This is a genomic window from Stagnihabitans lacustris (genome assembly GCF_025950525.1).
Taxonomy (GTDB): Bacteria; Pseudomonadota; Alphaproteobacteria; order Rhodobacterales; family Rhodobacteraceae; genus Stagnihabitans.
Map to the genome: position 1 here is coordinate 488,004 of NZ_JAPDGS010000001.1, position 14,653 is coordinate 502,656.

At 65.1% G+C, this 14,653-nt stretch carries 11 protein-coding genes and 1 riboswitch; of the genes, 3 read left to right on the forward strand and 8 right to left on the reverse strand.

Annotation, left to right across the window (positions count from 1 at the left end; genetic code table 11):
* Positions 1-64: 64 nt before the first annotated feature.
* From NX862_RS02390 to folE2, 3 genes are all read left to right on the forward strand, one after another.
* The gene (locus NX862_RS02390) at positions 65-694 is read left to right on the forward strand and encodes a hypothetical protein (protein ID WP_264492272.1); all 630 of its coding nucleotides are present in this window, start codon (positions 65-67) and stop codon (positions 692-694) included.
* Positions 695-869: 175 nt separating this feature from the next.
* A riboswitch (SAM riboswitch) is annotated at positions 870-945 on the forward strand.
* 56 nt (positions 946-1,001) lie between these two features.
* Entirely contained in the window at positions 1,002-2,180 is a 1,179-nt protein-coding gene (gene metZ / locus NX862_RS02395; RefSeq protein WP_264492273.1) for an O-succinylhomoserine sulfhydrylase, read from the forward strand.
* 180 nt (positions 2,181-2,360) lie between these two features.
* The gene (gene folE2, locus NX862_RS02400; RefSeq protein WP_264492274.1) at positions 2,361-3,443 is read left to right on the forward strand and encodes a GTP cyclohydrolase FolE2; all 1,083 of its coding nucleotides are present in this window, start codon (positions 2,361-2,363) and stop codon (positions 3,441-3,443) included.
* Between the two features lie 145 nt (positions 3,444-3,588).
* Here folE2 and glmM read toward each other — a convergent pair whose 3' ends face one another.
* From glmM to NX862_RS02440, 8 genes are all read right to left on the reverse strand, one after another.
* The gene (gene glmM / locus NX862_RS02405; protein ID WP_264492275.1) at positions 3,589-4,929 is read right to left on the reverse strand and encodes a phosphoglucosamine mutase; all 1,341 of its coding nucleotides are present in this window, start codon (positions 4,927-4,929) and stop codon (positions 3,589-3,591) included.
* The gene (folP, locus tag NX862_RS02410) at positions 4,926-5,942 is read right to left on the reverse strand and encodes a dihydropteroate synthase (protein WP_413694525.1); all 1,017 of its coding nucleotides are present in this window, start codon (positions 5,940-5,942) and stop codon (positions 4,926-4,928) included. Before folP ends, glmM begins: the two co-directional genes overlap by 4 nt.
* A 163-nt stretch (positions 5,943-6,105) precedes the next feature.
* Positions 6,106-7,014 carry a dihydroneopterin aldolase gene (locus NX862_RS02415; protein WP_264492276.1) on the reverse strand — a complete coding sequence of 303 codons (909 nt, stop codon included), beginning with the start codon at positions 7,012-7,014 and terminating at the stop codon, positions 6,106-6,108.
* Between the two features lie 125 nt (positions 7,015-7,139).
* Positions 7,140-7,769 carry a cell wall hydrolase gene (locus NX862_RS02420; RefSeq protein ID WP_264492277.1) on the reverse strand — a complete coding sequence of 210 codons (630 nt, stop codon included), beginning with the start codon at positions 7,767-7,769 and terminating at the stop codon, positions 7,140-7,142.
* Between the two features lie 233 nt (positions 7,770-8,002).
* A complete protein-coding gene (locus NX862_RS02425; RefSeq protein ID WP_264492278.1) occupies positions 8,003-10,558 on the reverse strand; it encodes a putative PEP-binding protein in 2,556 nt (851 codons plus the stop codon).
* Positions 10,559-10,858: 300 nt separating this feature from the next.
* The gene (glyS, locus tag NX862_RS02430; RefSeq protein WP_264492279.1) at positions 10,859-12,997 is read right to left on the reverse strand and encodes a glycine--tRNA ligase subunit beta; all 2,139 of its coding nucleotides are present in this window, start codon (positions 12,995-12,997) and stop codon (positions 10,859-10,861) included.
* Positions 12,998-13,483: a DUF6446 family protein gene (locus tag NX862_RS02435; RefSeq protein WP_264492280.1), complete on the reverse strand. Its 486-nt coding sequence runs from the start codon at positions 13,481-13,483 to the stop codon at positions 12,998-13,000.
* Positions 13,480-14,418, reverse strand: coding sequence for a glycine--tRNA ligase subunit alpha (locus tag NX862_RS02440; RefSeq protein ID WP_264492281.1), 939 nt, complete (start codon positions 14,416-14,418; stop codon positions 13,480-13,482). The genes NX862_RS02435 and NX862_RS02440 overlap by 4 nt, the downstream gene beginning before the upstream one ends.
* Between the last annotated feature and the right edge of the window lie 235 nt (positions 14,419-14,653).

Here is a 14,653-nt window from a genome sequence, read left to right on the forward strand (position 1 = left end):
TCCCGCCGTTTTTCCGCCGTCTTTGCATGAGACATTCCCCCGACACAACGCGGGGGCGTGGGCCATGTGGGACGAGATCAAGGCGACCTTTGACGGGTTTCGAGCGGTTTTCCGCAAGGAGGACGGCTTGCCCTGGGTGCAGGTGCTGCCCCTGGTCGTCATGGCGCTGTCCTGGCCGCTGTTGACCGCCGTCCTGCCCTCCGAGCGCGACGCCTTCATGCTGGCCTTTGTCTTGGCTGTGGCGCTGCGCCTCGCTTTGCGGGCGAATGTGACGGTGAACAACCTGGCCGTGACGATTTCGGGGCGGCGCGCGCTTTTGCTGGCGCTGCTGTTCGGGCCTCTGGTCTTTGCGGCTCTTGTCACCTTGGGCGAGCCCCTGTGGTGCCAGCGCTTTCTGTCGGGCTATTTCCTTTTGATGGCGGGGCTTTACCTTTTGGACGTCATCGCGGGCGGCCATGCGATGACGCGGCATTTCGTGCCGGGCAACCGTCCGCCCGCCTCAGATGCGCTGATGGCGCGGGTCATGGCGGTGATGTATCTGGGCCTTGTGCTGTTGAACGAGGCGATGATCCAGCAATCCCTGGCGGTCTGGCTGATCTATTTCGGGCTTTTGCCTTTGGGCGTCAAACGCGTGGCCCAGGCGCTGGAGCGGACGGTGGAGATGGCCTGGACCAAGGGCTACGGTCGGTTCTGACGGACAGCGCTGGAGGAGGCTCTGCCCCCTCCAGACCTCCCCCGGAATATTTGAGCCAATGTGAAAGAGGCGGGCGCGCGCAAAGAGGCGGGCGCGCGCAAAGAGGCGGGCGCGCGCAAAGAGGCGGGCGCGCGCAAAGAGGCGGGGCGCTTGACCCTTGGCGGGGGGGCTGGTAATCCCTGTCCGTGGCGCTTTGAACCGGATTGCGGGCCACGTTAAACATTCCGCTAAAAGGTGGGGCTGATGGCCCCTCTCTCCGGGCAACCCGGGTCCCCGTTGCAAGACGGCGGCCCATAAGGAGGACCGGATGAGCGAGTGGAACATCCGCACGAAACTGGTGCATGAAGGCAGCCGTCGCAGCCAATATGGCGAGATGGCCGAGGCGCTGTATCTGACGCAGGGCTTTGCCTATCCCGACGCCGAGTCGGCCGAACAGCGGTTCATCAAGGCGGGCGATGACGAGTTCATCTATGCCCGCTATGGCAACCCCACGACCCGCATGTTCGAAGAGCGCATCGCGGCGCTGGAGGGGACCGAGGACGCCTTTGCCACCGCGTCGGGGATGGCGGCGGTCAATGGCGCCTTGGTGTCCATGCTGCGGGCGGGGGATCATGTGGTGTCCTCGCGGGCGCTGTTCGGGTCCTGTCTGTATATCCTGGAAGAGGTCCTGACGCGCTATGGCGTCAAAGTGACGTTCGTCGATGGGGCGGATCTGGATCAATGGCGGGCGGCGGTCGTGCCGGGGGTCAAGGCGGTCTTTTTCGAGTCGATGTCGAATCCGACTTTGGAGCTGGTGGATATTGCTGCGGTGTCACAGATTGCCCATGCGGTCGGCGCCTTGGTCATCGTGGACAATGTCTTTGCCACGCCGATCTTTTCGCGGGCGGTGGAACAGGGCGCCGATGTGGTGATCTATTCCTCGACCAAGCATATCGACGGGCAGGGCAAGGCCCTGGGCGGGGTGATCTGCGGCACGAAGGATTTCGTGCGCAAGGTGGCGGAACCCTATCTGAAACACACCGGGGCGGCGATTTCGCCGTTTAACGCCTGGCTGCATCTGCAAGGCATGGTGACGCTGGACCTGCGCTGTCGGGCCATGGCCGATGCCGCCTTGCGGGTGGCCACGGCTTTGGAGGCCGAGGCCAAGGTGACGCGGGTGATCTATCCGGGGCTCGCCAGCCATCCGCAGCATGATCTGGCCATGGCGCAGATGGGGACGGGGGGCACTTTGGTGACCTTTGAAGTCGCAGGCGGCAAGGAAGGCGCCTTCCGCTTCATGAACGCGCTGGAAATCGCCAAGATTTCCAACAACCTGGGCGATGCCAAGTCGATCGCCACCCATCCGGCGACCACGACCCACCAGCGTTTGCCGCAGGATCAGAAGGACAAGCTGGGCATCACGCCGGGCCTGATCCGGTTCTCGGTCGGGCTGGAGGATGCGGGCGACCTGATCGCCGATCTGCGGCGCGGTCTGGCTGCGATCTGACAGGGGGGGGCCAGTCCTGCGGGGCCAGTCCTGCGGGGCCGGCCCTTTACCTTTCCTTCACCGCGACCCGAATGAATTTGATCCAATGTCGCCTTTCCATCGTAAGACTTCGGTAAGACTTGGGATCGGAGGTCCGATGCCCTATATTGCCTTCTTGCGACCTGATCAGGGGAAGCCGCCATGAACATTCACGATCCAGAATTCGACCGCAAGCCGGGCCGCGCCGAGGCCGAAGCCGCGCTGGAGGTCCTGAAACGCTGGGCGGACCGGGCAAGCGCCTCGGATATCGTGGCGCTGGACCCCGCTGTCGGGCGGCTGATCGCGGGCTATCCCGTGCTCTCGCGCGCCTATCCAGAGGATTTCCGCCCCGACGCCGCCTATAAGGACGCCATGCCCGACCTGCAGAACGGGCCCTCCAGCCTGATCGTGGGGGCCAAGCAGGTCATCCAGCATGTCGGCATTTCCAATTTCCGCCTGCCGATCCGCTATCGCACCCGCGATGCCGGGGAAGTGGTGCTGGAAACCTCGGTGACGGGGACGGTCAGCCTTGAGGCCGAGAAAAAGGGCATCAACATGAGCCGCATCATGCGGTCGTTTTACGCCCATTCCGAGCGGGATTTCTCGTTCCAGGTCATCGAACACGCGCTGGACGACTACAAGCGCGACCTGGGGTCCTTTGACGCGCGCATCCAGATGCGGTTTTCCTTCCCGGTCAAGGTGGCCTCGCTGCGGTCCGGCCTGGCGGGCTGGCAGTATTACGACATCGCGCTGGAGCTGGTGGAAAAGGCCGGGGTGCGCAAGAAGATCATGCATCTGGATTTCGTCTATTCCTCGACCTGCCCTTGCTCGCTGGAGCTGTCGGAACATGCCCGCATGATGCGCGGCCAGTTGGCGACGCCTCATTCGCAACGCTCTGTCGCGCGGATTTCGGTGGAAACCGTGGGCGATATAATGTGGTTCGAAGACCTGATCGAGCTGGCCCGTCAGGCCGTGCCGACCGAAACGCAAGTGATGGTGAAGCGCGAGGACGAGCAGGCCTTTGCCGAGCTGAACGCCGCCAACCCGATTTTCGTCGAGGATGCGGCACGCAGCTTCTGCGCCGCGCTTCAGGCCGATGACCGCATCCGCGATTTCCGCATCGTGGCCTCGCATCAGGAGAGCTTGCATTCGCATGACGCGGTGTCGGTCCTGACCGAAGGGCCGACCTTTGCGGCCGAAAGCCTGGACCCGCGGTTGTTTGCGTCGCTTTATCACGTGGGGTGAGACGCTTGTTGAAAGCGCCGGGGAGGTTTCACACCTCCCCGGACCCCTCCGTGGGATATTTTTGAAAAGATGAAATGAAAGAGGCGCGCCAGGGGAGACCGGGCGCGCCTTTTTCGATGATGTGCTTTGGTTCCGCCGCTGGCGCCTAGCGGGTGGCCTTTTCCACGGCAAAGACGATTTCGTCGACGACTTCGGCCAAAAGCCCCGGGTCCTCACATTCGGCCATCACGCGGATCAGGGGTTCGGTGCCGCTCTTGCGGATCAAGAGGCGGCCCTTGCCGGTCAGGCGACGTTCCGAGGCCGCAATCGTGGCCTTGACCGTGTCATGGTCCAGGGGGCGCTGGCCATCGGCATAGCGGACGTTTTTCAACAGTTGCGGGACCGTGTCGAACTGGCGGATCAGGCGCGAGGCCTTTTCGCCGGTGCGCACCATCTCGGCCAGGAAATGCAGGCCGGCCAGCAGGCCATCGCCGGTCGTGGCATAGTCGGTCATCACGATATGGCCCGATTGCTCACCGCCCAGGTTCCAGCCGCCGCGGCGCATCGCCTCGACCACATAGCGGTCGCCCACAGCCGTGCGTTCCAGGTGCAGGCCCTTGGCCGTCAAAAAGCGTTCCAGCCCCAGGTTCGACATGACGGTGGCCACCAGCGTATCGCCTTGCAGCCGGCCTTCGCTGGCCCAGCGTGCCGCCAGCAGGGCCATGACCTGATCGCCATCGGCCACGGTCCCGGCCTCGTCCAGGATCATCACCCGGTCGGCATCGCCGTCCAAGGATATGCCCAGATGCGCGCCATGGGCCACCACCGCCTCGGCGGCGGTCTGCGGATGGGTGGAGCCGACGTTTTCGTTGATATTGGTGCCGTTCGGGCTGACGCCCACCGGAATCACGGTCGCGCCCAGCTCCCACAGAACTTCCGGGGCCGCCTTGTAGGCCGCGCCATTGGCACAGTCGATCACGACCTTCAGGCCTTCAAGGGTCAGGCCCGAAGGAAAGGTCGTCTTGACGAATTCCTGATAGCGACCGCGGCCATCCTCGATCCGCCGCGCGCGGCCAATATCCTCGGGCAGGACGGGGGGGATATCGGCGGCCACAAGGGCCTCGATCTCGGCCTCGGCCTCATCGGACAGTTTGAACCCGTCAGGCCCAAAGAACTTGATGCCGTTGTCCTGATGCGGGTTGTGCGAGGCGCTGATCATCACGCCGAGGTCCGCCCGCATCGACCGCGTCAGATACCCCACCGCGGGCGTCGGCACCGGACCCAGAAGCAGCACGTTCATGCCGGTCGAGGTCAGGCCGGCCGTCATGGCATTCTCCAGCATGTAACCGGAAAGCCGCGTGTCCTTGCCGATCACAACCCGATGCGCCCCCGAGCCGCGCTTGAAATAGCGCCCGGCGGCGGCCCCCAGCTTCAAGGCCATCTCGGCCGTCATCGGATAGGTGTTCGCCCGCCCGCGCACGCCATCGGTGCCAAACAACTTCCTCATGCGCTAACCCCTTGCACCGCTTCCCACAATTTCAACGCCTGCCGCGTCTCGGACCCGTCATGGACACGGATCATCTGCATCCCCTGGGCCGCGCCCCAAAGCGCCACCGCCAAGGACCCCGGCATCCGCTTGGCCGCATCGGCCTCGGCGCCAATCGTCCCGATAAACCGCTTGCGCGAGGCGCCGAGCAGCACCGGCAGCCCCAGGTCGTGAAACACCGACAGGCCGCGCAGCAGCGTCAAGTTGTGCTCCAGCGTCTTGCCAAAGCCGATGCCGGGGTCAATGGCGATACGGTCACGGGAAATCCCCGCGGCCTCGGCCACAGCCACCCGCTCGGCCAGGGCATCATAGACGTCCAACAGCACATCGTCATACCGCGGATCATCCTGCATGGTCTGCGGATCGGCCACCGAATGCATCAGCACGACCGGACAGCCCGCCTGTGCCACGACCGCCGCCATCCCCGGGTCAAACCGCAAGGCCGTCACGTCATTGACCCAGGACGCCCCCGCGGCCAAAGCTGCCTCCGCCACCGCGGCCTTCCGTGTGTCGATCGAGATCGGCGCCTCCAGCCCGCCCGCCCGCAAGGCGGCAATCACCGGCGCGGTCCGGGCGATCTCTTCGGCCACCGCCACCTCGACCGCCCCGGGCCGCGTGCTTTCGCCGCCGATGTCCAGGATGTCGACGGCGCCCGCCATGATCCGCGCCTGACCCACCGCCGCTTCGGGCCGCAAAAACAGCCCACCATCCGAGAAACTGTCGGGCGTGACGTTCAAGATCCCCATGAGCCGCGTGCGCCCCATGTCCAGCCCGCCAAACCCCCCGCGCGGGCCCGAGAGCCTGTCGCGCACCTCGCCCGAAAGCTCCGAAGCCGCCACGATGCGGCCGCCCTCCCGGGTCAGAACCTCGACTTGGGCGAACCATTGGGTCCCGCCCGCCAGAGGCAAAGCCCCCGACACCCGTTCCGCCATCGCAATGGGTCGATAATACGCGCGCAAGCTTGGCCCTTTCATACTGGCTTAAATACTCCACATGCGCCTTCGGTTTCGCCATTGGTCCGAGCAACCGAAGGCGCGGCGGTCCGGGAGGGTGTGAAACCTTCCCTGCGTTCCGCAAGTGCCAAGACAGGGATTAGGCCGCAGCCCAAGCCCAAACAAGCCCCCATCCGCCCCAGGCTCAGGCGCGCGCGACGCTCACGCGGCTTCCCGCCGGAAGTGCAACATCGCCGTGAACGATCAGCCGGTCCGCCGCCATCACCTCGGCCAGCCACAGGGCCAGCGCCACCGGCTCGCGGTTGGACGGGCCGTCCACCGCATCCAGCACCATCTTGGAGGGCGCCCAGACCAGCATCTGACCGCGCTTCACCGCCCAGTCGATTTCGGTCCGCGTGGCCATGACCACACAGCGCGGATCGCGGGCGCCCAGCGTCCAGGCGTTCTGCTCGATGGCCAGCATATCCACCCGGCGCTGGGTGGGCTTGTGCCCCGTCACGGGCCGCGCCAGATCGGGCAGGCCGACGCACAAGATCACCGGCTGACCGCTGGCCTGCCATCCATCCAGCCGCGCGCCAAGGTCGGGCGCCGCAATCGTCGCATTGTCGAGATAAACCACCAAAGGATGCACCGAGGCCGTCATCCCATCCGTCCCCACGACCTGCAAGGCGGTCTCGGCGCGGCTGCGCACGATTTCCACCCCCAGCTTATAGGGGCCGATGTCCAGCTTTTCGATGCGGATGAAGGCGCGCATGGCCTGAGGCTCGGCCAGGATCTTTTCGGCGACGCGCTCGGCCAGGGTCTCCAGCAGGTTCAGCCGTTCCGCGGCCAGTTCCTCGGCAATCGCCTCGGTCAGCCGGTCATAAGACAGGATGCGGTCGACATCGTCGTTCAGCGGCTGGGCCACGGGGCGGACCTCGACCACGACGTTGAACATCAGCCGCTGGGTATGGCCGCGCTCGACCTGAAAGGCGCCGATATCGGCCTCGACGATGTGATCGCGCAGACTGATACGGTCGCGCGGCGAGGCGCTGGCCGTGGCCAGGCTGCGCTCTTCGGGATGGGCGAAGGCAAGGCGGGTGTCGGTGCTCATGGCTTCCCCATAAGATCGGGGCGCGGCTGCCCCAGAACCGGGTCAGGTTAGCGCCTGACCCCGGCCCGGATTTGCCTCATGGCGACGGCTTGTGCAAGCTGCGCGACCCCATTTCGGCGCCCGCGTCAGTTGGCGCGGTAAAACAGATGCGCGCCGATGGCGGCCGTCCGGGTCACATCGCCAAAGTTCGGGCTGACGTAAGTGGCGTGAAAGAAGGTCGCACCCTGGGTCAGGTTGCGCGGCGCACCGTCCAGCATGGCGCGGGCGATGCGGCTGGCACGGTCGGCGGCCATGGGATCACGCATGACCTCGGGGGCTGCGTCGCAGACATAGGAAAAGGCGCAGTCGCCTTTGCCCTTGGAATTCACCACGCCGCAGACGGTCTTGGGGAAACCCGCCGCCTCGACCCGGTTCAGGATCACTTCGGCCACGGCGAATTGGCCCGGCAGGTCCTCGCCCCGGCTTTCGAAATAGATCGCCTCGCGCAGGCAGTCATATTCCGCGTCGCCCTGCGGCGCGGGCAGGCTGGCCAGCCAGGCATCGGTATAGTCGATGGCGGGGGCCGCTTCGGTCTTTGCGGCCTTGGCCTCGGGGCCCTTGGCCAGGGCCATCAGCTCTGCCTGGGGCAGCGCGTTGACCGTGTCATGTTCGGCGCCCAGAAGGGCCGCGAATTCTGCGCCCATTTCCTGGGCAGGGGTGTTGGACTGGCTCACCGTCACATCGGCGTGGGCCGCGCCCGAGATCATGAGGGCCATGGCCACCATTGTCTCTGAAAGCTGCAAGCGCATTGGACTTTGTTCCCGGTTGTTTCCATATCGTCACCCGTCGTGCAGGGACGGGGCGACAAGACCCGGGGTTAATGGCGAGAATGTGACCGGTCTACGGTGGGGACGGATTCCGCCGGATTCACCAGAAATTTGCGCGGAAATCCGCCGAAAATCTTAAACCAATATCTTAGCTTCGGGGTGCATCCCCATGATCTTGTGTCCTATTTCGACTTATCCACAGCATCGGCCAAAGCCAGATGCGCCGCCGCCAACCGCGCCAAAGGCACCCGGTAAGGGCTGCAAGAGACGTAATCGAATCGGGCGCGGCGACAGAAATCAATCGATTCGGGGTTGCCGCCATGCTCGCCGCAGATCGAAAGCGTCAGGTCGCCGCGCGTCGCCCGCCCCCGTTCTGCCCCGATCAACAAGAGTTCCCCCACCCCGTCCACATCCAGCGACATGAAGGGATCTTCGGGGAAAACGCCCTGCGCCACATAGGTCCCCATGAACCGCCCGGCATCGTCGCGCGACAGGCCATAGGTCATCTGCGTCAGGTCGTTGGTGCCAAAAGACAGAAAGGCCGCGTGATGGGCGATCTCTCCGGCGCGCAGCGCGGCCCGCGGGGTTTCGACCATGACGCCCAGCTTGTATTCAAAGGCCACCCCGGTCTGGACCTTTACCGCGGCCGCGACCTTGTCGATATTGGTCTTGACCAACTCGACCTCGCGGGAGGCAGAGACCAGCGGGATCATCACCTCGGGCACGACCGGCGTGCCCTGTTTGCCCGCCTCCACCGTCGCCTCAAAGATCGCCCGCGCCTGCATCTCGTAGATTTCCGGCAGGACGACGCCCAGCCGCACACCGCGCATCCCCAGCATCGGATTGGCCTCGGACAGGGCCTCGGCGCGGCGGGTGACTTCGGACAGCGGCAGGTTCAAGGCCTCGGCCAACTCGCGCAGACCCTCTTTGGACTGTGGCAGGAATTCATGCAAAGGCGGGTCGAACAGGCGGATGCAGACCGGCAGGCCCTGCATGATGGCGAAAAGCTGGACGAAATCGGCGCGCTGCATCGGCAAAAGACGCGCCAAGGCCGCGGCGCGGTCGGGCGCCGATCCGGCAAAGATCATCTCGCGCATCACGACCAGGCGGTCTTCGTCAAAGAACATGTGTTCGGTGCGGCAAAGCCCGATCCCCTCGGCGGCAAACCTGCGCGCGGTCGAGGCATCCGAAGGCGTGTCGGCATTGGCCCGGATGCCGATGTCGCGCACGGCATCGGCCCAGCCCAGAAGCTTTTGGAAATTGTCATCCAGCGCCGCGGCCAGCATCACCGCAGCCCCCGCCAGAACCTCGCCGGTTGATCCGTCCACCGTGATCTGGTCGCCCTCGTGGAAGATGCGGCCATCGGGCGCGGTGATCCGCCGTTCCTTGGCGTCGATGCGCAACCCATTGGCGCCCACGACTGCAGGCACCCCGATCCCCCGCGCGATCACCGCGGCATGAGAGGTCGTCCCCCCCCGTTCCGTCAGCACCCCCGCCGAAGCGTGCATCCCGCGGATATCCTCGGGCTGGGTCTCGCGCCGGCACAGGATGCAATCCTCGCCCCGCGATTTGGCCGCCTGGGCCGCGGTCGAGGAAAACACCACCCGCCCGGTCGCAGCCCCCGGAGAGGCCGCAATCCCCCGCGTCACCACATCCCGCGCCACGCGGGGGTCAACTTGCGGATGCAGAAGTTCGGTCAGGCTGCGCGGTTCGACCCGCAAGATCGCATCATTGCGCGAGATAATCTCGTCATCGGCCAAAGCCACCGCAATCCGCAGCCCCGCCCGCGCCGAGCGTGAGACCTTGACCGCGTCGATGATGGCCAAGCGCCCGTCTTCGATGGTGAATTCGATTTGCATCTCTTCGCGCAGCCGGGCGCGGGTGGCGACGCCGTAAGCCTCCAGCCGTTCAAAGATCGCGGGCGACAGGTCCTGCAACGAGGGGCCGCGCGCATCCTGCGTCAGATACAGCGCGTCCTGTTCGCGCAAGGCCGCGCGCCCCTGGGATTGGCCCAGATAGCGCCCCGTGACCTGCGGCGCCCCGGTGATCGCATCGACGAACTGGATGACGCCCGCGCCCGAAAGGCCCGGGCCGATGCCCTGCGCCATCTCTTGCACGACAAGCCCCAGGGCGGCATCCTGCGGCGCGCCCTTGGCCTGGCGCAAAAGCCGGGCCGAGGTCCCCTCCCAGGCCCGCGCCATCGACCGCAAAACCTCGGTCAGCTGGCGGGCAGGGTCCTCGGGGAAGGGCTCGTCCATCTCGCGCTCATAGGACCGCAGGGCCTCACGCAGACTGTCGGCGGTGTTCAGCCCGGTCTGGAAGGCGTCGGGGTCAAGGCGGGCGACATGGGTGGAATAGGCGGTGACAAAGCGCAGGAACAGCGCGTCCGCCGCCTCGGCCCCATGGCTGTCGCGCAAGGCGCGGTGGCGGGCGGCGTTCATGCCGACGTTCAGGATCGTCCCCGGCCCGCCCCACAAGGGATTGGCGGGCGAGGGCCGCACGGAAACCAGCGGCGCCGGCCCAAACAGCTGCAAGACGGCCGATGTGTCGATCGTGGTGCCCTGAGCGATGGCGCGCACGGTCTGGGTGGGAAGGGCCACGGTGCGCGGCACGGGCAGCTCCAGCCGGATCAGGCGTTGCAGGCATTTCGCCCGCCAGCCATGCGCCTCCGGCCGGATCGAGGCCGTGGGGGTGATCAGCGTATGATCGGCAAGGAGGGGGATTTCCGGCTTCTGCACTGCGGCGCCTTTCGTTTGCAGCTGCAGGATAGCAGGGCAAGGGCGCGCGCGCCAAGGGTTTTGGCCTTGGCCTTTGGTCTTGGGCCCCAAGCGTGGCGCTTGCGGCACCCCCCGGGAGGGTTTCACACCCTCCCCGATCTCTTGTGGCAAGCCCCGGGAGGGTTTCACACCCTCCCGGACCCACCCGTGGGATATTTATGAAAAGATGAACGGAAAGAGGCGCGCCTTGGCTTTCATCTTTTCCCAAATATCCCGGGGTGAGGCGCGAAGCGCCGAGGGGCAGCGCCCCTTGCTGCCTTGTCAGCCCTCGATCCGGGTCAGGTCGGCCACGCCCGAGCAGATCGCCCGGATACGGTGGAGGAGGTTCAACCGGTTCCTGCGCAGGATCGGATTGTCCGCGTTGATCTGCGTGGCCGTAAAGAAGGCGTCGATGGGGGCGCGGAGCGTCGCCATGGCGGCCATGGCGGCGGGGAAGTCCTCGGCGCGCATGGCGGGCGTGATGGATTTTTCCGCCGCATCGAGGGCGGCAAACAGGGCGCGTTCCGCGTCGGTCTCGGCGAATTTGATATCGGCGCCGTAAGAATATTCGACGCCGTCCTTCTGTTCCGCCTGGGTCAGGATCGTATTGGCCCGCTTGAAACCCTGCAGGAGGTTCGGCCCGTCCTCGGATTTGAGGAAAGCCGCCAGAGCCTCGGCGCGTTTCACCAGAAGCGTCAGGTCGTCATTGCCGGGCAAAGCCAGGCACGCGTCGATGACGTCGTGGCGGATGCCCTGGTCTTTCAGGAAGACCTTGAGCCGGTCGTGGAAGAAGGCAAGGAGGTCGGCTGACGTAACAGTCGGGTCCATATCAACTGCTGTCATCGGATTTCCCGCTTCGACCCAACGCGCGTTGATCAGCGCAACCGCCTCGCGGTTCTTATCAAACCCAGACAAAATCAGTTTCGACAGTCCAATAGTCAGCCCATTCCCCAGCACCAGCCGGATCACCCCCAGAGCCGCCCTCCGCAGGGCGAAGGGGTCCTTGCTGCCCGTGGGCTTCTCATCAATCGCCCAGAAGCCGGTCAGGGTGTCGATTTTGTCGGCCAAGGCCACGGCGACCGAGACGGGGTCGGTGGGGACGGTGTCGGTCGGACCCAAGGGGGAGTAGTGGTCGCGGGCGGCGTTGGCGACTTCGGGGGTCTCCCCGGCCTCCAGCGCGTAATACCGGCCCATTTTGCCTTGGAGTTCGGGGAACTCTCCGACCATGGCCGAACGCAGGTCGGCCTTGGCCAGGCGGGCGGCGCGGGCGGCGACGTCCGCATCTGCGCCCACCAGGGGGGCGATGTCGCGGGCCAGGGCCTCGATCCGGGTGATGCGGTCGGCTTGGGAACCCAATTTGTTGTGGAAAGTCACGGGGCGAAGGCCTTCCAGCCATTCGCCCATGCCCGCTTTGGCCACCCGCAAATCGTTGTCCCAGAAGAAGCGCGCATCCGACAGGCGGGCGCCCAGCACCTTCAGGTTGCCTTTCAGGATCGTCGCGCCCTGGTCCACTGTTTCCGTATTGGCAACAGTCACGAAGGCCTCGATCCGCCCTGTCCGGGGGTTCTTCACCGAGAAGAACTTCTGATGCTCTTTCATGGAGGTTTGCAGGACCTCGGGCGGCAGATGCAGGAAGCCTTCCGCAATCCGGCCCATCAGCGGCACCGGCCATTCCACCAGACCCGCGATTTCGGTCAGCAACCCCCGGTCCTCGACCAGCTCCAGACCCGCGGCAAAGGCGAGGTTCTGGGCGCCTTGCAGGATCGCGGCTTCACGCTCGGCCTGGTCCAGCACGACATGGGCGCGTTTCAGCTTCACCGCGTAGTCGTCAAACCCCGTCACCGGGAAGCGGCCCTTGGACAGGAAGCGGTGGCCCTCGGTCGTGTTGGTGGAGGTGATCCCATCGACCGACATCGGCACGACATGGGCGCCACTTTCATCCGACAGCAGGCACAGGATCGAATGAAGCGGGCGCACCCATTTCAGCGTGCCGGAGCCCCAGCGCATCGACTTGGGCCAGGGAAAGGTCCGGATCGTGGCCTCCAGCACTTCGGCGATGATCTCGGGCGCGCGGCGGCCGGGCTTTTCCAGCACGGCGTAAAGGGTGGCGACGCCCTTCTTGTCCTCGCGGCGCTCCAGTTGGTCCAGGCTCAGACCGGTGGAGCGCAAGAAGCCCTCCAAGGCCGCAGGCGGCGCATCGGCGCGGGGGCCTTTGCGTTCCTCGCGCACGGGGCGGCTTTCGGACGACAGGCCTTCGACCGACAGCGTCAGGCGGCGCGGAGTCGAAAAGGCGCCCGCGCTGGCATAGGTCAGCCCGGCATCGACCAGGCCTTGGGTGACCATGGATTTCAGATCCTCACGCGCCTTGGCGGCCATGCGGGCGGGGATTTCCTCGGAGAAAAGTTCGATCAGAAGGTCCATTTACTTCTCCGTTCCGGGGGCAAGCTGGTTCCAGGCATAGGCCCGGCCATCGGGGAAGACCGCCACGACGCGGTCGATTTCGACATCATTTGTGTTGGGCACGACATCGGCCTGAGAGAGAAAGGCCACGGCCTCGCCACTTTCCAGCGCCTCGCCGATCGCATCGGCGTCAAAACAGTCAAACCAGCCCGGCGCGATCAGAGGCGTGGGCTTTTCATAGACGGTATAGGCCTCGGTCAGGGTGGCGAGGCTTTGCTCGGCCACGAAACAGGCGCGGAACTTCAAGGGCGAGGAGGTGCCGTCGATCCCCTTGACGTCGCGCACCGGGATGGCCTCGGCCGTGCCCGACAGCGCGGTCAGCAGGATTTCGGAGCCCGGGGTGAAGGTCACTTGGGTATAGGGCCCATATTCCTGCATGTAATAGACCACCGCCCCCGCGGCCAGCGCAGTCAGCACGATGGCACCCACGACGAACTTGCCATTCACGACACCACCGCCGCATCGGCGCCGGCTTCCGTCATCCGAAACGCGTCGGCGCATTTCTTGGCCAAGGCGCGGACGCGGCCGATATAGGCTTGGCGTTCGGTCACGGAAATCACGCCCCGCGCGTCAAGCAGGTTGAACAGGTGGCTGGCCTTGATCGTCTGGTCATAGGCGGGATGCGCCATGATGATGCGCTTGCCGGTCTTGGGGTCGACCTCAGGCACGTCCAGCAGGCGGGCACATTCCTTTTCGGCGTTCTCGAAATGCTGGAACAGCATCGCGGTATCGGCGGCGTCGAAATTGTGGCGCGAATATTCCTCTTCGGTCTGGCGGAAGATATCGCCATAGGTCAACGGGATCGGCGACTGCGGATCGTTGAAGGGCATGGTCATGACATGGTCGATGCCCAGCACATACATGGCCAGACGCTCCAGCCCATAGGTCAGCTCGCCCGAGACCGGCTTGCAATCATGGCCGCCGACCTGTTGGAAATAGGTGAACTGGCTGACCTCCATCCCGTCGCACCAGACCTCCCAGCCCAGACCCCAGGCGCCCAAGGTCGGGCTCTCCCAGTCGTCCTCGACAAAGCGGATGTCGTGGATGGAAGGGTCCAGACCGATGGCGGCCAGGCTTCCCAGATACAGGTCCTGCAAATTAGGCGGCGAGGGTTTGATGATGACCTGATACTGGTAATAGTGCTGCAGCCGGTTGGGGTTCTCGCCATAGCGGCCATCGGTCGGCCGGCGTGAGGGTTGCACATAGGCGGCGGCCCAGGGCTTGGTCCCCAAGGACCGCAGCGTGGTCGCCGGGTGGAAAGTGCCCGCGCCGACCTCCATGTCATAGGGCTGCAGGATGGCGCAGCCATGGCCCGCCCAATAGGTCATCAGCCGAAGGATGATCTCTTGGAAGCTCTTGGGCGTGGGCAGGGGTGCGGTCATGGTGGGGCCTCTTCGCGAATGCGCCTTCTCCATAGGCAAGCCCTGCGGTCGGGTCAATGTCGCGCGCCTGCATTTGCAGGCTTTCGGCCATTTCAGGGAGTGACCTTGCCGCGGATTGTTTCTATTGTCGCACCCCGACAGGGAGCCCATCGGCTTCGCTTTGGAACACGGAAGAAGATGCGGATTTTCAGGTCTCGGTTCAGGTTTCGGTTGTATGTGGCGTTTGTGGTCCTGG